The organism is Acinetobacter sp. GQ146, from assembly GCF_059758585.1.
The window spans coordinates 151,353-170,384 of record NZ_JCAXDV010000001.1 but is presented as its reverse complement, the minus strand read 5'-3'; the positions used below and the strand labels follow the sequence as shown (position 1 = coordinate 170,384).

Genomic DNA, 19,032 nt, shown 5'->3' with positions numbered 1-19,032 from the left:
TACATTTTGCAGTGTAGCGTTTTTTTCATCCCCTCACTTTATTTGGTTAATTTTTTTAACATAATTTTCCTACAGGATTGGGCAATCCCTTCAGACTTCATTACAATTTATCGTGACTACACATCTATATTTAAACCTAAGGATTTTGGCTCAATGATGCACCAGACCATTAAAACTATTTTTCGCTTGTGCTTGGCCGCCTGTATTTTTCTAATTACTTTAGCATTGCTCTGGACATGTGTAGTTAAAACCATAGAAATTCGCAACGCTACGCAAGAGATGGCGCAAGCGAAAACATTTGAACTGCGTTCCACAGCAGAAAAACCATTGGTGCTGGTCAGCAATAATCAGAAACCAGATGAAGCACTCTTTATTTTAGTGGCCAATCAAGGCTTTATTAGCAAAATCAACTGTGAACACTATGCGCAAGAGCTGTGTACGGATGCCGACAACCAAAGTCACCGTCGTCAAATTGACCATCTGCTGTTAAAACAAATCGGGGCGCAACACTACATTCAGCGCATTCAATTTCATGACAGTCAAACTCAAAAAGTCAGCAATTTTGACTATAGTGATGCCGAACTCCAAGCATTCTTTGAACAAGATGTACAGCAGTTGAAATATACTGTTTTTGGCATCGCGATATTTGCGCTGATTGCACTTTATGTCAGCTTCCGCATTTTGCGTAACTTTAAACAGTTCCTACACAAGTAGTACAGGCCACTTGGGACAGTCATGCCATTGATCTCCCTGCAATGAATGACTGCCCTGAAGGAGCTTAAGGCTGCTGTGCAACTTGTGCAGCAGACAAGTTAAAAATGGCCAGCATGGCAATACTGATAAAACAGAACATCAAGGTCGCCATATTCAGTAAATCGGTCCAAGCTAAAAAGTTTAAAATTACCCCGCCCAGTAAACCACAGGCAAATTGCATACTGCCCATCACCGCACTGGCTGTTCCTGCACGTGCACCCTGTTCTGACATCGCCAAAGCCATTGCATTTGGTCCCGTAAAACCAATGCCAGACACCGCCAAGAACATGCCCGCAAAAACCAGTTCAAGCGGGGCATGAGCTAACAAACCCGCACCTACTAAAATTAAAGCACCCAGCAACTGAATAAAGCCCCCGATCTTTAAGCGGGTTAAGACCGACAAATGCTTGCCTAATTGTTTATTCAGGGTGGAAAGCAACATTATCCCAAAGGCATTTGATCCAAAGGCAATCGCAAAATGCTGTTGATTTAAACCATAACTATTCATCAAAACCGAAGCCGACGAACTGATATAACAGAATAATACGCCACCCGAAAAGCACCCAGCCAACATCGGAATACGAAAACTACGGTCTTGAAAAATAGCCGCATAAAGCTGGAACACTTGCGACAAATTTAACCGTAAGCGACGCTCTGCGGGCAATGTTTCCTGAAAGAAGAAATGAATACAGCCAAAGCACACTACACCAATAAGCATCAAAAACACGAAAATAGCATGCCAGTTAAAGTAGCTCAGGACCAGAGCACCTAGCGTTGGAGCAAGAATTGGGGCAACCCCCATCACAATCATCATACTGGCAAAGGCTTGGGCGGATGCATTCATATCTAAACGATCACGAATGGCCGCACGAGCAATCACCACCCCCACACAGCCGCCAAGTGCTTGTAAAACTCGCGCTGCAATTAATGCCCATTCATTACTTGCCAGAACACATAACAAACTTGCCACCACATAGAGGCTTAACCCCAAGTACAGCGGTTTCTTACGTCCTATTCGGTCACTCAGTGGCCCATAAATCAACTGCCCGATGGCTAAGCCTAAAAAATAAGCCGGCAATGTATTGGCCACCATTTGGGTGCTGACCCCAAAATCTTGTGCCATCTGCGGCAAGGCAGGCAAATACATATCAATTGACAGTGGACCAAGGGCGGTTAATAACGCCAAAAGCATGATCCACGTGCTGGAATAGGGTTTGGTTACAGCGTTTTGGGAGATATTCATATTTAATTTTTAACGACTAAGAAACAAGACAAGCTTACACTCTCCATAGTATGATTTATCCACTAAAAAAGTGAAATTAAATCCTGTCCCAATTCTGATTCGCAGCTTGATTTGACCGACAAATTTTGAAGGAAAACACTTGAACACTTGGCTTACTCGTCTGAAGCAAACCACATATAACACTTCATTTATGTATAACGTCCGCATGATTATTGCGTTCACGGGTACCGCCTTTGTTCCTTACTTGTTAGGACAGCAACTTGCCACGATTCCACTCACCTTGGGGGTCGTTGCCGCAGGACTCAGCGATATTGATGACCGATTTTCCGTTCGCCTTCTAAATTTGGTCTATACCTATATTGGTTTCTTTGTCACTGCAACCTCAGTGTATTTCCTGTTTCCCTACCCCATCCTGTTTGCCATCGGTCTGATCATTTCGTGTATTGGTTTCATTTTATTGGGTTCACTGGGACGTCGCTATGCCACCATTTCTTATGGTTGTTTGGTGATCTCAGTTTATTCCATGCTGGGTGTGCATCTGTTTGAACAATGGTATATGCAACCCATGCTATTGGTGGCAGGCGCCGCTTGGTATGGCTTGATTTCCACCATCAGTTTTTTACTTTTTCCTGTGCGCCAAGTGCAAGACAAACTGTCAGAATGTTATTCATCACTCGGTAACTTCCTGTTTGCAAAATCAAATTTATTTGATGTGGATATGACCCCGCAAAGTTATCAGCAAAGTATGATTGATTTGTCCTTAGAAAATGGCAAGTTGGTCGGCATTTTCAATGAAATGAAAACCGCTTTGCTGACCCGTTTAAAAGGTGACCGCGGTCAACGAGATACACGACGTAGCTTGCAATATTATTTTGTAGCACAGGATATTCATGAACGCGCCGACTCGGCACATATCGACTATCAGATTCTGACCAAAGTCTTTGAACATAGTGATATTTTGTTCCGTTTTCAGCGCATTCTCTCGATTCAAGGCAAGGCCTGTAAGGATTTGAGTGAAAGTATTTTATTGCGTAAAAACTATCGACATAACAAACGCTTTAAACATGCATTTCAAAACCTGAAAGTGTCTTTAGAAAAATTACGTGATGACAGTCACTATGACCCGATTTGGGTCAATGCACTATTTTCGTTGTATCAGAACTTAAAGTCGATCGATGCGCAATTACGCAATCTAGAAACTGAACAAAATATTATCTTGGATAAAAGCAAACATATTGAAAATCAGCTTAAAGATGATGATCTAAAAGGTTGGGATGATATTGTCATTCGATTCAAACAGCATCTTAGCCCTGAGTCAGTTCTGTTCCGCCATGCGATACGGCTGTCAATTGTGTTACTGGTCAGCTATATTTTTGTTCAGGTCACACAAATCCAATACGGCTACTGGATTATCCTGACGGCCCTGTTTGTCTGCCAACCCAACTTTAATGCCACCAAACGTCGACTGCGCCTACGGGTGGTCGGTACGCTGATCGGGATTATTATTGGTGAAGCTGTCTTGTACTTTATTCCTTCAGTCGAAGGGCAATTGCTCCTGCTGATTTTAAGTGGGGTATTGTTCTTTGAACTACGCAGTAAACAGTATGCACAAGCCACTGCTTTTATCACCATTTTGGCTTTAATTAATTTTAACTTGGATGGTTTGGGCTTTTCTGCGGCCCTACCACGTATGATTGACACTTTAATTGGCTGTGGGCTGGCATGGTTAGGCGTCAGTTTTATTTTCCCCGACTGGAAGTTCCGCCGACTTCCACGCAGTATTCAACGTAGCTTGCAGGCACAATGTACCTATCTAAATGAAGTAATTCAGCAATATAAACAAGGGCGCAACAATAGCTTGAATTATCGTGTGGTGCGTCGGGCTGCAAATAACAGCGATGCTGATGTCGCTTCTTTGATTTCAACCCTTGCGACTGAACCTGATTTTGACCCGACGCAGAAAGCACAGGCTTTTGAATTCCTCTGTCTCAATCATACTTTTTTAAGTTATATTGCCGCGCTTGGCGCGCATCGTGCACAAATCACTGATCCTGAAATTCTAAATTTACTCGATCAAGCCTTAGATGACATTCAAGGCGCGTTATTAAAAGATGAAATGCCAGACCTCACTGCGCAGAATATGTTGCAGACCATTCGGCAGCGGCTAACGCAAGACAAAAAAGAAGATCAATTGTCTTTAATTATTTTACAGCAATTATCTTTAATGTTCAGTATTTTACAGCAACTTAGCCATCTCAAGCAGAGTCTGAGTAATGCGCGTGATGATCAAGCGACTGAGTTTGCCTCTTTGTAGTTTAAGTTATGGAGAGATTAACCTTGTGCATTGTTGGGCTCAGACGTGATTTTGCATAAAAAAAGCATGCAGATACCTTCAATCCAATGCATTTATAAAGTGCCAAGTCTGCCGATTTAATGCTAAACTTTCTTTAGTTCTAAATTTGCTCTTTTCACTATGACCGCAAAAAATTTATACGCGTATACGCTACAACCTGTGAACTACGAAATTTCTGAAGCTGAGCAGCGTCATGCTCAGATGGTAATTTGGCGTAGCACCAATAAAATTAGCACCAAAGCATGGATGATTATGGGTGCAATCGTAGCACTTGCTGTTTTAGGCATCATCTTATTGAAAAATTACTCCACGATTTTCTGCTGGGTGGCAATTGTCGGGGTGGCTTTATACCTTGCCATTCGTATCTATGGCTTAGAATGGTATGTTAAACGCAAAATGAATGAGTTTCCTATACAGGAAATTAAAGGCGTGAAACTGGGTGTGCAACCGCATGGTATTGTGATGCGCCAACAAATGGGCATGCAGGAAGGCGTGGGTGCCATTGGTTGGAAAGACATTTATGAATGGTACAACACCCCTGAATTTATGCTATTGAACTTCAAAGTAAAAGATCAGCAAGGTGCTTACATTCTGCCTAAGCGTATGGATTCTCGTAATTTTTCTTTCGAGACCATTCGTAAGCACTTGAAAGAAACTGTTGGTGAAGCAAAGCAAATTTAAGCTTCTTCCCCGATACACAAAAGCCTTCTGAAATATGAAGGCTTTTTTACGAAACTAATTAAAAACGATAATGAGAATAAATATTATCTGCAAAATCCACATTATCTGCTAAATCTTCAGTTATAATTTCGCCAATTTATTCACACATCCAATACTTGACCATCATGTTGAAAAAAACATTTTTCCAAATTCACTGGTTTATGGGGATTACCGCTGGATTAATACTGTCCATAATGGGGGTGACTGGCGCAATTTATTCCTACGAACAACAAATTCTAAAATGGATCAACACGGACAGTTATGTCGTCCAGGCCGAAAGTCGAGATAAACTTAGCCCTGCCGAGCTATATACCCATTTTCAACAGGTCGACCCAAATATTCAGATTAACAGCATTACCATTGCGAAAGACCCGACGGCCTCAAGCACAATTAATATTGTCAAAGAAGGTGCGCGTAAGGGGTATAACATGATGGTCAACCCCTACTCTGCCGAAGTCCTACCAGAAATTAAAGGACAAGGCTTCTTCCAATTTGTACAGCAACTGCACCGTAATCTAACCGTTGGTCCTGTGGGGAAACAGATTACTGGTGCTTGTACCCTCATGCTAATTTTCTTTGTCTTGAGTGGTCTATATTTGCGCTGGCCTAAAAGGCATTCGTTTAAGCAATGGTTCATGCTTAAACCACAACTGAAAGGACGTAATTTCCTCTGGGATTTACATGCTGTAGTGGGTACTTGGGTGGTCGTGTTTTATCTACTGATGGCTTGCACCGGACTCTATTGGTCGTATGACTGGTGGCGTAATGGTATGTTTAAAATCATGGGGGTTGAACGTCCTCAACCAGAAATGCAAGGTGGCAAGCCTGAAGGACAAGGTTCACGCCCAGCATCGGGCGAATACCGTGCTGAGCATGCTCCTCAAGGGCGACCCGCTGAAGATGCTCGAACTGGTCAAGGACGCGGTCAATTTGAAGCGAATACAGGTCATGCAGAGACTCGTCAAGCATGGGCTGCTAGCAAAAGTGAATCAGGTCGACGTGGATCTGCGGATGGTGAAAGTCGTGGTGTTCAGCAAAAAGCTGCGAACTTTAGTCCTGAACAGATGCAAACTGTGCTGACACAGACATGGACAGGAGTTCAAGCCAAACTCGGACATGACTATTCAACACTGACTTTAAATCTTCCGAAAAAAGCAGATGGCAAAGTTGAACTCAGCTTTGTGGACCCAATCCCTCAACATGAACGTGCACGAAACAAAGCCATCTATGACTATCAAGCAGCAAAAGTACAAGATGTTGAGTTGTATCAAGATAAAAAGCTCAATGAAAAAATCATGAGCAGCATGTTGCCTGTACACCGCGGCAGCTTCTTTGGACCAATCTATCAGTTTTTCGCCATGCTTGCCGCTTTGGCCATGCCATTATTCTTTGTGACGGGTTGGATGCTGTATCTCAAACGTCGTAAACAGAAGAAACTCACCCAAGCTGCACGTGCTAGCTTAAATAGTGTAACCATCGATCCACATGCGAAACCTTGGTTAATTGTCTATGCATCACAAACGGGTGTTGCAGAACAATTGGCTTGGCGTACAGCCACCAGCTTACAAGAAGCGCGTCAACCTGTAAGTGTTAAAACGATACAGCAACTTACATCAGAAGAGTTAAAAACGGCTCAACAAGTCCTGTTTGTGGCGAGTACCTATGGCACTGGCGATGCACCAGATTTGGCGACAAGTTTTGCCAAAACAATGCTAAAGAGCACACTTGACCTGAGTCAGTTGCAATTTGCGGTCTTAGCCCTAGGCTCAAAAGAATATCTAGAAAGCTATTGTAGCTTTGGACACGCCATTGCAGCTTGGCTCAAACACAATCATGCACAGGCCATGTTTGACACGATTGAAGTGGATAATGCCAATCCGCATGATATTCAGCGTTGGAATGCTGCATTGGCAAAAGTGAGCAAGCTAGAACTGCAAGCCATGCAGATTGATAAAACCTTTGACAGTTGGACTTTGATCCAACGTGAATTGTTAAATCCAAATAGTCTGGGTGCGCCTGCCTTTAATCTTGAGTTACAGGCCAAGCATGAAGCCCACTGGCAAGCGGGTGATATTGCCGAAGTGCAGCCAGGCAACAGCCCTGCCCGCATTCAAGCTTTTATGGAAAAACACCATATTGCAGCACAAACGCAAGTTGAATCGTTAGCGATTCCAATTGAACAAGCACTTTGGAATAAACAGCTGAATACTGCAGTTGAACCTTTTGCCAATATGGAACACCTACTCGAGCAACTCGAAACACTTCCTGCACGAGAATATTCAATTGCCAGCATCCCTAGCCAGCAAAAAATCCGTTTGGTAATTCGCCAACAGCAAGATGCCCAAGGTGAACTCGGTTTAGGCTCAGGTTGGTTAACGGCACATGCAAAAATTGGTCAGGAAATTGCACTACGTATTCGTAACAACGAGTCTTTCCATTTAATTGATGACAATCGCCCAATCATTTGTATTGGTAATGGTACTGGTATTGCTGGGCTCATGAGCCTTTTACATGCCCGCGTGCGTGCCGATTATACTCAAAACTGGCTGATTTTCGGTGAACGTCAACGTGAGCATGACTATTTCTATCAAAGTACCATCGAAGCATGGCAAATAACTGGCATGCTAGAGCGTCTAGATTTAGCTTTCTCACGCGATCAAGCCGAAAAGGTCTATGTGCATCATGTACTTCGCAATCAAGCTGCCGAACTGGTAGCGTGGATTAATCGTGGTGCAGTAATTTATGTTTGCGGCAGCATCCAAGGGATGGCCCGTGATGTAGATCAAGCTCTAATGGATATTCTGGGTGAAAATACCGTTGAACAACTTCGCCTAGATGGCCGTTATCGTCGTGATGTGTACTAATCCCTAGCCCTATTAAACCGTTAAAACCGAGCTCTAGTGAGCTCGGTTTTATATTTGAAAAGAATATCAACATCTGTAAGGTCTAAACTCAGCTACAATTGTACCCAAGTCTTTCAAATTCTCATCTACAATAATGCCAACTACTCAATTTAAACGGCTTTTTTCAGCTTTTATTGGAACTATTTTATTCTTAGATGGCATCTATTTAATTGGCCTCAATAAAATTCACTTAGGGACGGTCCTTCCCTTACTGATCGGCATTGCACTGCTATTTTTTGCACTTTTTTATCATAAAATACAAATCTTTGTGCAGAAAAATTCATTAAGAACCCATCTCTGGCGCTTCGGCTGGGCAGGTTTTCTGCTTTGGAGTGCGAGCGTATTCTGCTTCTTTCTCTATTTGCATCTTGCAACCCAAAATAATGTTCAGCAAGTTCCTGTGAAAGCGATTATTGTCTTAGGCAGCGGTATAGAAAACGGTCAACCATCTGCAACTTTGGCTCAGCGTTTAGATCGCGCTGCGGAAGTTGCAGCCCAGCAACCCACTGTACCGCTCATTATGACGGGCGGATTAGATTTTCGTGAACAATATACTGAAGCGGAAGTCATGTCTGCGTATCTACAACGCAAATTTGCCATTCCAGCCACACGTATTTGGCTTGAAGATAAAAGTACCAGTACCGATTTAAACCTTAAAAACAGCCAAGCCATCTTAACACAACACAATATTCCTCTCACTGCCCCGATCGCGATGGTCACCAGCGACTTTCACACCTTAAGAGCCGCAGCAATTGCCAAGAAACAAGGTTACAGCCAAATTATCGCGGTTGCCGCACCAACACCGCTGGTTAACCGTTATAATTCATGGCTGAGAGAATATTTTGCCTACCTCAGCGGATGGCTACTCAATGAATATTAAGGACTAATTTAACCGAATATGACGCGGCAAAGGCAATTTCAAGCTCTGGAATAACTCAGGCTTTTGTAAATAGATTTGATAGAGATAATTTTTTAAGTCTAATAAAAGCTTTTCAGGCAACACCATCAGATTATGTCCATCGGGTGTAAGATCCATTGAAATGGTGGTGTTTTGCTGACGTAAATACGGAATAAGCTGCTCAATTAAATTTTTAAGTGGAATTTCCTGAACTTGGTAATTTGCCCAAGTGTCTTTAATCATCAATTTTGCTAAATTTTTATTTTGCCAAATTGGAAATCCACGCTGTCCAGATGGCGTTGTACATATTGCCCAACCGTCCTGATACAACGCGATGATTGAACCTTGTGCAACCATATTCTCAATGAACTGCTTATAAAGTTCTTTGACATTATCACTAGAACTAGAGGTTTTAGATGCTGCTTTACGCTGATAAGGATTTCTCATGCATATCATTATATTGAAATTATTATAGAATAAATTCTATATAACAATGGACATGTAGACAAGATGAACGAGAGATATGGTGGGCGCTGACGGGATCGAACCGCCGACATTCTGCTTGTAAGGCAGACGCTCTACCAACTGAGCTAAGCGCCCTGAGAGAAAAACAACAGTGTTGTTTTTATGACGCAAGATAATAAGATTTTATCTTGGTATTTAATAGCTTAAGTCTCAGGAACTTAAGATAAATGGCGCAGCGGACGGGGCTCGAACCCGCGACCCCCGGCGTGACAGGCCGGTATTCTAACCAACTGAACTACCGCTGCAACACGGAATCTTTAAAACCAAAATCCATAATCTGTCAAAATTATGGTGGGCGCTGACGGGATCGAACCGCCGACATTCTGCTTGTAAGGCAGACGCTCTACCAACTGAGCTAAGCGCCCTAGGGCATTAAAAATAGCATCACTATTTTTAGGATGCAAGATAAACACTAAGGATTATCTTTAAACAACTTGTCAGGTTGCATCGATTACTTTGGAATGGCGCAGCGGACGGGGCTCGAACCCGCGACCCCCGGCGTGACAGGCCGGTATTCTAACCAACTGAACTACCGCTGCATCGCAAAGAAATCTGGTGGGCGCTGACGGGATCGAACCGCCGACATTCTGCTTGTAAGGCAGACGCTCTACCAACTGAGCTAAGCGCCCGCATTAAATGATCTGTATAAATGGCGCAGCGGACGGGGCTCGAACCCGCGACCCCCGGCGTGACAGGCCGGTATTCTAACCAACTGAACTACCGCTGCACTTACACAAAGTCACTAATGTGGTACAAACAATTTATTAAACTCATCAAGTGGCGCAGCGGACGGGGCTCGAACCCGCGACCCCCGGCGTGACAGGCCGGTATTCTAACCAACTGAACTACCGCTGCACTGAGAGTTTAACGTAAAGGCTTGGTGGGCGCTGACGGGATCGAACCGCCGACATTCTGCTTGTAAGGCAGACGCTCTACCAACTGAGCTAAGCGCCCTTAACGTCTTCATCGTTTGTGAGGTGCATTATAGAGAATCTTTACCGAGTGTCAAACGCTTTTCTCACAGTTTTCATCATTTTATGTTTGAGTGATTAAAAAATAGGTGGATTGCTATAAAAACAAACAAATTCTGTATGTTATTTATAAAATAGTGCTACTTTTTTTAATTCACAGCGCTAGATTATTTTTACGCTCAACTCATTTTTAGTAAAAAAAGGCCTGATGATTTTCAGTTTTACACCAAACTGCTCTGTTAAAACTTAAATTTTGCAGATTAAACCAAATTTAAAGCATGTTCTGAAATGTATACCAGCGCCTTTTCCGGAATGAGTTCAAATAATTCAATCACGTCTTCATTCCGCATGCGAATACAACCATGTGACATAGGAATCCCCATAGGCTCGCTGTCAGGTGTGCCATGAATATAAATATAGCGGTTAAACGTATCACAGCCCTCCCCTTGGTTAAAACAAGGTTCTAAGCCTGAAAGCCATAAAATACGGGATAGAATCCAGTCTCGTTCCGGAAATGCATCAGCCAGTTCTTGATCATAGACCTCACCCGTTTCTTTACGGGCAATAAATACCGCATTGGCTGGGGCATATTCACCAAATTTTAACGCGACTTGATGCCATCCTCGGGGCGTTTTTCCACTATTTTCTTGCTCGCCAATACCATTTTTACCAGAGGAAATAACATAAAATTTATTGTATTTGGGCAACTGTAAGGTTTGTTCAGCTAAATCGATTAAAATATCTGCTTGTTGTAATGAATATTGCATTGGACTGACCTAAATAAAATAGCGGCTACCGCTAGCATAAACGATGCCTATTATTTTGATGTTGCTTCGGGGCGTAACCATAACCAAATCGCTACAATCAGCATGGTTAAATCGGTAAAGACTTTTACCGCAAAAGGCGCCGTGGTGAATAGCATCATTATGCCACTGAGGGCCATCATCAGCGAAGCGATCCATTTCGCCTTCCGTGGCACTGTGCCATTTTCACGCCATGCACGTAGCGTTGTACCGTATTTAGGATGATTCAATAACCAATCGTCCATCTGTGGCCAGCCTTTAGATGCTGCCCAAGCGGCTAAAATCAAGAAGACTGTTGTTGGCATACCTGGCAAGACTGCTCCAATAAAGCCTAAAATGACAAAGAGCACCACCAAACTTCGCCAAAACAATCCCTTCATCTTCAAGCCCTACTTCTAGAATTGCGCTAGTATAAAATGTTTTTACACTTTATCCTTTTTAAATTCTGTACTTTGTTCAGTTCCTTTTGGTTTTGCTTATGTTTGACACATTACAACAGGATTCTCTGTTTGAACCTTGGTTGCATTATAAAAATCCGTTGGTGCGTCAACTCGCTTTTACGGTCGCCAGTCCAAATATTCTTTCAGCTTATCCCGAACAGTTTGTGATTCAGCAACCGTTTCAACTACATGCCCACAACCTATGGCAAGAATACTTTGACTTATATCAGCCACGATTAAATTTTCTAGATCAGCATCCGAATGAATTAGAAAACTTTCTCAACCAATTAAAAAGCACCCGCTTAGGTTTAAGATTTGAAATGTTCGTATGGTTTTGGCTGCGTGAACATCAATATCATCCTTACCATTTACTTGGACACAGTATTCAGCAAATTTCTGGCCCTAGAACCTTGGGGGAAATTGATTTTCTGCTACAGAATACTGAAAGCAATCAAGTCGAACATTGGGAAGTTGCGCTGAAATATTATCTGGCTGAATGTGATTTTTCCTTGCCCCACTGGTATGGACTAAATAGAACGGATACCTTAAAACGTAAATTAAATCACTTTACTCAAAAACAATTTCAATTTAATCAAGCACTCGATTATCCCATCCAACAGCGCTTCGTCATGCTCAAAGGTCAACTTTATCTGCCTTTAAATACTTCATTAGCGCAAATTCCTGACTGGGTCTGTCGCCAGCGTCGCTTAGGCTTATGGGGGTATGACTTTATCCCAAGCGAGTATTTTACTTATCGTCTGCAACGTCACGAATGGCTCTGTCCGAACTTGTGTGCAACCAGTCAGACTCCACACTTTTGGACCGATGGACTGTATGCGTATCAGCAAGGAACCGAAAAGAATTTTTATATGTATCGCAATCCACCGCTATTACAGTACCCTTCTGCTCAAAATAACTCAGATTAAACAGGGTTATACAATCATTTACTTTTCTACGATCAAATTGACGTACTTTTATTTGCGATTATTTTTTAACTTCTTAAAAGTTGGAACTTAAAAAAATTTGGGAGTATGTCATGAAAAAAGCAATCGCGGTCTCTTTATTACTGAGCGTTATTTTAACTGGTTGTAATACGGTTGCAGGTGTCGGCAAAGACGTTTCTAAAGTCGGCGATGTCGTCACCAACAGCGCTGAGAAGACGGCAGACAAATTATAATTTTTCTCTCATCTCTTCAGACCTTATCAAAACGATAAGGTTTTTTTATTTCAAAACTCCCTTTCTTGATGCGATTCGCCTATCATAGTTGCATATTTTTCACTTGCTTTGCCGTATGAACCACTCCGAAACTCTCGAACTTAGTTTACAGTTACTTCGCCAACCTTCTGTTACTCCTGTAGACCATAATTGCCAAAATATTATGGCTGAACGTCTAGAAAAAATTGGTTTTCATATTGAACCTATGCGTTTTGATGACGTGGATAACCTTTGGGCACGTAAAGGAACCGAATCTCCTGTTTTTTGTTTTGCAGGACATACCGATGTTGTCCCAACTGGAAATCTAGATGCTTGGCATTCTGCACCATTCATTCCTGAAATTCGTGATGGCAAGCTTTATGGTCGTGGCAGTGCCGATATGAAAACAGCACTGGCTGCAATGGTGGTAGCATCAGAGCGCTTCGTTGCCAAACATCCAAACCATAAGGGGTCAATTGCCTTTCTGATTACTTCGGATGAAGAAGGTCCAGCGATCAATGGCACGGTGAAAGTGATTGAAACACTAGAGGCACGTCAGGAAAAAATGACGTGGTGTTTGGTGGGTGAACCGTCTAGTACCAATCATTTAGGCGATATCGTGAAAAATGGTCGTCGTGGTTCATTAAATGCGGTCTTAACGGTTAAAGGGAAACAAGGGCATGTCGCTTATCCACACCTAGCGATTAACCCAATTCATATGGCCTCTAAGGCGGTTGCTGAACTGTGTGATACGGTTTGGGATCAGGGCAATGAGTACTTCCCTGCTACCTCGTTCCAAGTTTCAAATATTCAGGCTGGTACTGGCGCAACCAATGTTGTACCAGGCACAATGACGGTGACCTTTAACTTCCGTTATTCAACTGAAGTGACCGCTGAAGAATTAAAAGTCCGTGTCCTAGAAATTTTAGATCGTCATGGTCTTAACTATGAGATTAAATGGACACATTCAGGTCTACCATTCTTAACTCCTGTTGGTGAATTGGTGAATGCTGCACAAAATGCAATTCGCAATGTCACAGGTCGTGAAACTGAATTATCAACCAGCGGTGGTACGTCTGACGGTCGTTTCATTGCGCCAACGGGTGCACAGGTACTTGAGTTGGGCGTATTAAATGCCAGCATCCATCAAATTGATGAGCATGTGAATGTAGCTGATCTTGAGCCACTTGCTGAGATTTATGAACAAATTCTGGAAGGCTTATTAACTTAATTTGTTAATTTAGCCAAACAAAAAAACCCATGTTGACACATGGGTTTTTTTATCAGTCTGAACAGTTAAAGAAGACCTAAACTGGCCTGTATCTGTGCCATATTCGGAACTTGGAAAGTTTGTTCCCCCATCCGCACATATTGAAACACCATCGGATCCGTCACGGTCATTTCCTCATCAACCACTTCAGAGATACGCACACGCACCGATTTCGGCATTTCATTACACATTAAGGCAAACCGTTGATTGACCTCATCCCCTTCAATCACTAAAGCAACACCAGCGTCTTGAGCAGGATCATTGACCGCAAATACTGGAAGTTTGACATCATGCCATTCTACCGAATTCACATGGGTTGGACTATCCAGTGCGGAAAGTACAATATTCTGCGGCAGTAGCATCGCCACTTTGCCATAACACTGAATAATGTACGCATCAATAAATCCTGTAGAAACAGTAATGAGATGGTGTAACTCCTGTTGACTAATCTGGTCTAAGACCGACTTATTCGCAGTATTCTCACTCATCTTATTCACCCTGTTTCGCCATCAATAAGCTTTCAATATTATTTAACAGTTCAGCTTCTTGGAAAGGTTTACCCATATAGTGTGTTACCCCAAGACTGAAGGCACGTTCACGATGTTTTTCACCCGTACGTGATGTAATCATAATAATCGGCAATTGCTTGTGGATTTCATGATGACGAACTAAATTGGTCACCTCAAATCCATCCATGCGCGGCATTTCAATATCCAACAACATTAGGTCTGGTCGGACATTTTCCAACTGCTCAATGGCATCGACACCATCTTTTGCAGTCACAACATCATAACCTTGTCGCTCAAGTAAACGCGACGTTACCTTACGTACTGTTACCGAGTCATCCACAATCATAATTAAACGACGGGTATCGCTATAACGATATGAATCACGCTGATCATGGACATGTTTCACACGCTGTGTGGTCTGGATTTGACGTGCAATATTTTGCCCATCTAAAATCAAGCAGACTTGTCCATCCCCGAGAATTGTCGCGCCTGCAATTGCCCCAATCGCTGCGAACTGCTGTCCAATTGGTTTTACAACAATTTGTGCACGTGAACCAATTAACTGATCAACCAATAACGCAATCGTTTGACCACTATTTTCTTTGATGAGCAAGACAGGTAAAGAATGCGCAATACTACCTAGACGAGGTAATGGTTGATTCGATACAAACTCAGACAGATAACGTAATTTATAACTTTCATTATCAATCTGGAAGTAATCATCTTTACTGTTGAAGTAGCTTTCAAGTGCCGTAGGTGCAATTCGGACAATACGTTCAATTTGTGCCAATGGAATCGCAAACTGCTGATCACCCGATTTCACCATCAAGGCATCACTTACCGCAACCGTCGTTGGTACACGAATACTAAAGCTGGTGCCACGTCCTAAGGTGGAATCTACAGCAACATGCCCCCCTAAGGCTTTAATCGAGCTTTGAACCACATCCAGTCCGACCCCACGTCCCGAAATCTGGGTAATGTGCTGTGCCGTACTAAAACCAGGATGGAAAATAAACTGTAAGATCTCCTGCTGTTCAAGCATTTGATCGGCTTTCATCAAGCCTAAAGAAATAGCTTTTTCTTTAATTTTGCTGACATCAATGCCTTTACCATCATCATGGAACTCAACAATAACATCAGTACCTTGACGGGTAATATTCAGTTCAATTCGTCCAACTGCTGGTTTGTTTGCTAACTGACGTTGCTCAGGATCTTCAATCCCGTGGTCAACTGCATTTCGCAGCATATGCTCTAGTGGTGTCGTCAACCGCTCCAAGATGGTACGATCTAATTCACCTTCGGTATTGTTTACAATCAGTTCAGCAGGACGATTCAGCGTTGATGCAGTCTGGCGCACAATCCGTTGCAAACGTGGTAATAAGCGCGAGAAAGGAACCAAACGCGTCCGCATTAAGCCTTCTTGAATTTCAGCCTGAATCCGCGATTGCTGTAATAACAAACCTTCAGTATCACGAATCTTTTCAGCCAAGGTACTCTTAAAGTCAATTAAATCCGATGCCGATTCCGCCAACGATTTAGACAACTGATTCAATGAAGAATATTGGTCCATTTCTAGTGGATCGAAATCCGCATAGCGTCCGACTTCACTACCATGCTTCGCAATAATTTGCGACTCTAATTCACCTTCCATTCGACGTAATTGGTCTGCCAAACGCTTAATGGCCAATTCCATTTCATTCAGCGTATTCCCCAATTGCCCCAAATCCATCTCAATACGGGAACGGTTAATCGAGTTTTCACCCGACAAATCGATCATTTTCTCGATCAAATCAGCTGAAATTCGAATCATTTCATTGGATTGATCGCTTTGACCAGAACTTTCCCATTCACCCATCATTGCAGGAGGTTCAGTACCATCGCCCTGAATAAATTCAAAACTTGGCGTTGTAATTGCAGCAAGCTCTGGACTCTTACGTGTCGGCAATTGAACCGTAACATCGACATACTCAATCGCTTCAAGGCTGGCTTTTAAGCTGTCAAAGTTGCTGTAATCATGTTCGAAAATCGCTTGTTTTAACCATGCAAGCGTGGTCTGTAACAAGGCATCATAGACATTGGAATTGAAATGATGAACCGCAAACTGTTCAAATGTACTTTCAATTCGATAGGCAATTGCACCCACCGCTTCAATTTCAGCCATACGCGCACCGCCTTTTAGACTATGCGCAGCACGTTGTAATTGAAGCAATAAGCTACGGTCACTACGTTGTTCAAACCATTGTTTCAACAACTTGTCCATAGTTTCGAAGATTTCTGCCGCTTCTTCGAAGAAGGTTTCTTCGACGATAGAACGTACACTCTCGTCCGAATCTGTGATCTGTGCCTGTATGGCTAAAGGAGCCGGTTCATCCCAGTCAATCTCAGGCGCTTCATCTTCAAAAGCACCCGTAATGTGCGCTGGTTGCGCTACTGGTTTATCCACAGAAGTCGTAGCATATGCAGCAACTTTTTCTATCGCAGCCAAAGTTTGTTCAGGCGTGACTTCAACACTCATCGGAGCAACAGCACCAGCCACCAAGGCCTGAATATTCGTTAAAATATCAATCGCTTCTGGTGCTGGATAATCGACACGTTGTTCACGAATAGTTTGAATACGATCGGCGATATTGTCTTGTACCAATCGAACAATCTGAATGAGTGCAGGTGACACTTGAATTTGTTGATTGATAATCCGCTCATAAATCGTTTCGAGTTCATGTGCGATTAAACCAATATGCGTCGCCTGAATCATGTTTGCACCGCCTTTCAAGGTGTGCAAATAGCGCATCAAATTATTTAAAGCGGCAGTATTGGACTGATCACTACTCCATGTATGTACATCCTGATCAATCCCCACAAGCAATTCATCAGCTTCCTCAAGGAAAATATCGAGGAGATCATCATCAAACTGACGATTTGAGTCTTCAGCATCTTGCAAGTTGTGGTCAACTTGTAAGCGTTTTGACAATGTTGCAAAGTCAACAGCAATAATTTTTTGACTTTCTTCAGACGTTACATCGGCTTCCACTTGAAGAGCAGTAGCATCAGTTGCTTGTTCTACGTCCTCAAAGATTTCTAAATCCTGCTGAACAAAAGCAATCAGATTTTGCAGTACTTGATCTGCATGCGCGCTCAGACTGATACGTTGACCCGCGGCCAAAGTATCAAATAAATAGATAAACTCTTGATGGGCCTGACTAAACAGCTCATAGGCATAATCAATATTTAATAGTGCTGGCTTAGCTAACAGTGCCTGATAACATGCATCTAAAGTTTGAATAAATGAATGAATACCTGCCGAGGCGCGATTGTCTGTATGCTGGGCTAATAATTCTGCCTTAATGCTTAATTGCTGAACGTAAGCTGGGAACTCTGTTTTCGCCCGTTTCTCAAATTCTAGTTCCGCATCTAACAGTAAATCAATATCTAGTTCAATCAGTTGAGACACTAACCCTTGTGGGTTTGCAGTTGTCTCCATATCTTGGTGACTAAAACCATAATCTTCCCAAGCCTGATTGAAGGTTTGATCAATTTGGTTCAGATTCTCTAACTTGCCTTGACGTAGAATATGTAAATAATCACGGACAAATTCAGCATATTGAATCAGCAATGCCGTTTCATTTGAAGAGGAAACAATTTCTTCTTGCAATAAGGTTTTAAATAAATTTTCGACTTTTGAGCTGGCATCAAAAATTTGCTGGATATGCGCCATGGACGAGCTGCCACGCAGCGTATGTAATGCACGTATTAAGGCATTGTAGTCTTGGCCATCTTCAGCCTCTTGTTTTAAGAAACCGTCAATGGTTGCTAAATGCTCTTCGGCTTCTTCAATAAAGATTGCAATAGTAACATCTTGCAGATCTTTAGATTCTTGCAATAATGTTTCTTCGGCTAACGTAACATCTTCTTGCTCAGTTGCAAATTCGAGTCCTATCGTATCCTGCTCTGATTGGAGCTGATCCGCTAAAAGCAACAATTCTTCTAATGCAGGTTCTGGCGATTGACCTTGTTGTAACTGTTGCCCCAATAGCACTAAAGGACGTAAATCAATTTCAATTGGCTTGACCTGTTTGAATTGTGGGTAAAGCTTGTACTGAAAAATGCGATAAACGGTTTGTGCAAATTTTTGAATCGTGTGATCCAAGGCAATTGCTCCCGCAATCACACGATTTAATGTATCTTCAACAGCCCAAGCCAGCTCCCCTGCCGACTTAGCCCCAACCATACGACCAGAACCTTTCAGCGTATGAAAGTGCCGACGAATAGTCATTAGCGTGTCTTGATCTGCGGGATGGGCAAACCATTGGGTAAAAATGCTGTCTAACTCGGCAAAGATTTCTTCAATTTCTTCTACAAAAATCTCTAAAATCTCAGCATCTTGATCAAGATAACTATCTTCTGGAAGCGTTGTCGTATTGACTAAGTTTTTTAATATTTCTTTCATAGCTT

14 protein-coding genes and 8 tRNA genes are annotated in these 19,032 nt (G+C 42.5%); 8 read left to right on the top strand and 14 right to left on the bottom strand.

The genetic code is table 11. The features are described from left to right. Nucleotides 1–156: 156 nt before the first annotated feature. Nucleotides 157–714, top strand: a complete 558-nt coding sequence (locus tag AC6CHI_RS00770) for a hypothetical protein (protein WP_458891122.1) — start codon at nt 157–159, stop codon at nt 712–714. 64 nt (nt 715–778) lie between these two features. Here AC6CHI_RS00770 and AC6CHI_RS00765 read toward each other — a convergent pair whose 3' ends face one another. Next, on the bottom strand, nt 779–1,996 hold the full coding sequence (locus AC6CHI_RS00765; protein WP_498119056.1) for a multidrug effflux MFS transporter: 1,218 nt from the start codon (nt 1,994–1,996) through the stop codon (nt 779–781). Nucleotides 1,997–2,135: 139 nt separating this feature from the next. Here AC6CHI_RS00765 and yccS point away from each other — a divergent pair, with 139 nt between their 5' ends. The 4 genes from yccS to AC6CHI_RS00745 all read left to right on the top strand — a co-directional run bounded on the left by yccS (nt 2,136) and on the right by AC6CHI_RS00745 (nt 8,852). Further along, on the top strand, nt 2,136–4,310 hold the full coding sequence (gene yccS / locus AC6CHI_RS00760; RefSeq protein WP_498119055.1) for a YccS family putative transporter: 2,175 nt from the start codon (nt 2,136–2,138) through the stop codon (nt 4,308–4,310). Nucleotides 4,311–4,469: 159 nt separating this feature from the next. Next, nucleotides 4,470–5,030 carry a hypothetical protein gene (locus tag AC6CHI_RS00755; protein ID WP_498119054.1) on the top strand — a complete coding sequence of 187 codons (561 nt, stop codon included), beginning with the start codon at nt 4,470–4,472 and terminating at the stop codon, nt 5,028–5,030. 164 nt (nt 5,031–5,194) lie between these two features. Then, complete coding sequence (locus AC6CHI_RS00750) at nt 5,195–7,933, top strand: PepSY domain-containing protein (RefSeq protein ID WP_498119053.1); 2,739 nt, start codon at nt 5,195–5,197, stop codon at nt 7,931–7,933. Between the two features lie 133 nt (nt 7,934–8,066). Continuing rightward, nucleotides 8,067–8,852 (top strand): YdcF family protein, encoded by a 786-nt coding sequence (locus AC6CHI_RS00745; protein WP_498119052.1) that lies wholly within the window; start codon nt 8,067–8,069, stop codon nt 8,850–8,852. A 3-nt stretch (nt 8,853–8,855) separates the two neighbouring features. Here the strand turns inward: AC6CHI_RS00745 and AC6CHI_RS00740 are convergent, their stop codons facing one another. From AC6CHI_RS00740 to AC6CHI_RS00690, 11 genes are all read right to left on the bottom strand, one after another. Further along, nucleotides 8,856–9,317: a DUF2750 domain-containing protein gene (locus AC6CHI_RS00740; protein WP_498119051.1), complete on the bottom strand. Its 462-nt coding sequence runs from the start codon at nt 9,315–9,317 to the stop codon at nt 8,856–8,858. Between the two features lie 77 nt (nt 9,318–9,394). After that, nucleotides 9,395–9,470 (bottom strand) — tRNA-Val (locus tag AC6CHI_RS00735). Nucleotides 9,471–9,563: 93 nt separating this feature from the next. Then, nucleotides 9,564–9,640, bottom strand: a tRNA-Asp gene (locus AC6CHI_RS00730). Nucleotides 9,641–9,684: 44 nt separating this feature from the next. After that, nucleotides 9,685–9,760: transfer RNA gene (locus tag AC6CHI_RS00725), tRNA-Val, on the bottom strand. 97 nt (nt 9,761–9,857) lie between these two features. Beyond that, nucleotides 9,858–9,934: transfer RNA gene (locus tag AC6CHI_RS00720), tRNA-Asp, on the bottom strand. A gap of 14 nt (nt 9,935–9,948) precedes the next feature. Next, nucleotides 9,949–10,024, bottom strand: a tRNA-Val gene (locus tag AC6CHI_RS00715). 21 nt (nt 10,025–10,045) lie between these two features. Beyond that, a tRNA-Asp gene (locus AC6CHI_RS00710) sits at nt 10,046–10,122 on the bottom strand. Nucleotides 10,123–10,173: 51 nt separating this feature from the next. After that, nucleotides 10,174–10,250 (bottom strand) — tRNA-Asp (locus tag AC6CHI_RS00705). A gap of 23 nt (nt 10,251–10,273) precedes the next feature. After that, nucleotides 10,274–10,349: transfer RNA gene (locus AC6CHI_RS00700), tRNA-Val, on the bottom strand. Nucleotides 10,350–10,626: 277 nt separating this feature from the next. Further along, on the bottom strand, nt 10,627–11,133 hold the full coding sequence (gene elsL, locus AC6CHI_RS00695; RefSeq protein WP_458890942.1) for a cell wall-recycling L,D-carboxypeptidase ElsL: 507 nt from the start codon (nt 11,131–11,133) through the stop codon (nt 10,627–10,629). A 50-nt stretch (nt 11,134–11,183) separates the two neighbouring features. Continuing rightward, entirely contained in the window at nt 11,184–11,549 is a 366-nt protein-coding gene (locus tag AC6CHI_RS00690) for a YbaN family protein (protein WP_498119050.1), read from the bottom strand. A gap of 98 nt (nt 11,550–11,647) precedes the next feature. On the opposite strand from AC6CHI_RS00690, the gene AC6CHI_RS00685 reads away from it, so the two are divergent. The 3 genes from AC6CHI_RS00685 (at nt 11,648) to dapE (ending at nt 14,035) form a co-directional block, all read left to right on the top strand. Beyond that, entirely contained in the window at nt 11,648–12,535 is an 888-nt protein-coding gene (locus AC6CHI_RS00685) for a DUF1853 family protein (protein ID WP_498119049.1), read from the top strand. 110 nt (nt 12,536–12,645) lie between these two features. Continuing rightward, entirely contained in the window at nt 12,646–12,786 is a 141-nt protein-coding gene (locus AC6CHI_RS00680) for an entericidin A/B family lipoprotein (protein ID WP_498119048.1), read from the top strand. A gap of 115 nt (nt 12,787–12,901) precedes the next feature. Continuing rightward, nucleotides 12,902–14,035, top strand: coding sequence for a succinyl-diaminopimelate desuccinylase (gene dapE, locus AC6CHI_RS00675; protein WP_458890946.1), 1,134 nt, complete (start codon nt 12,902–12,904; stop codon nt 14,033–14,035). Between the two features lie 65 nt (nt 14,036–14,100). On the opposite strand, the gene AC6CHI_RS00670 is transcribed toward dapE, so the two are convergent. Next, a complete protein-coding gene (locus AC6CHI_RS00670; protein ID WP_458890947.1) occupies nt 14,101–14,562 on the bottom strand; it encodes a hypothetical protein in 462 nt (153 codons plus the stop codon). Nucleotide 14,563: 1 nt separating this feature from the next. Continuing rightward, nucleotides 14,564–19,027 carry a hybrid sensor histidine kinase/response regulator gene (locus AC6CHI_RS00665; protein WP_498119047.1) on the bottom strand — a complete coding sequence of 1,488 codons (4,464 nt, stop codon included), beginning with the start codon at nt 19,025–19,027 and terminating at the stop codon, nt 14,564–14,566. Between the last annotated feature and the right edge of the window lie 5 nt (nt 19,028–19,032).

Bases quoted from the DNA above. Each gene is read 5' to 3' on its own strand.
- AC6CHI_RS00685 (WP_498119049.1), top strand. From the start codon at position 11,648: ATGTTTGACACATTACAACAGGATTCTCTGTTTGAACCTTGGTTGCAT.
- AC6CHI_RS00770 (WP_458891122.1), top strand. From the start codon at position 157: ATGCACCAGACCATTAAAACTATTTTTCGCTTGTGCTTGGCCGCCTGT.
- AC6CHI_RS00745 (WP_498119052.1), top strand. From the start codon at position 8,067: ATGCCAACTACTCAATTTAAACGGCTTTTTTCAGCTTTTATTGGAACT.
- dapE (WP_458890946.1), top strand. From the start codon at position 12,902: ATGAACCACTCCGAAACTCTCGAACTTAGTTTACAGTTACTTCGCCAA.
- AC6CHI_RS00755 (WP_498119054.1), top strand. From the start codon at position 4,470: ATGACCGCAAAAAATTTATACGCGTATACGCTACAACCTGTGAACTAC.
- elsL (WP_458890942.1), bottom strand. From the start codon at position 11,133: ATGCAATATTCATTACAACAAGCAGATATTTTAATCGATTTAGCTGAA.
- AC6CHI_RS00740 (WP_498119051.1), bottom strand. From the start codon at position 9,317: ATGAGAAATCCTTATCAGCGTAAAGCAGCATCTAAAACCTCTAGTTCT.
- AC6CHI_RS00680 (WP_498119048.1), top strand. From the start codon at position 12,646: ATGAAAAAAGCAATCGCGGTCTCTTTATTACTGAGCGTTATTTTAACT.
- AC6CHI_RS00665 (WP_498119047.1), bottom strand. From the start codon at position 19,027: ATGAAAGAAATATTAAAAAACTTAGTCAATACGACAACGCTTCCAGAA.
- AC6CHI_RS00690 (WP_498119050.1), bottom strand. From the start codon at position 11,549: ATGAAGGGATTGTTTTGGCGAAGTTTGGTGGTGCTCTTTGTCATTTTA.
- AC6CHI_RS00670 (WP_458890947.1), bottom strand. From the start codon at position 14,562: ATGAGTGAGAATACTGCGAATAAGTCGGTCTTAGACCAGATTAGTCAA.
- AC6CHI_RS00765 (WP_498119056.1), bottom strand. From the start codon at position 1,996: ATGAATATCTCCCAAAACGCTGTAACCAAACCCTATTCCAGCACGTGG.
- AC6CHI_RS00750 (WP_498119053.1), top strand. From the start codon at position 5,195: ATGTTGAAAAAAACATTTTTCCAAATTCACTGGTTTATGGGGATTACC.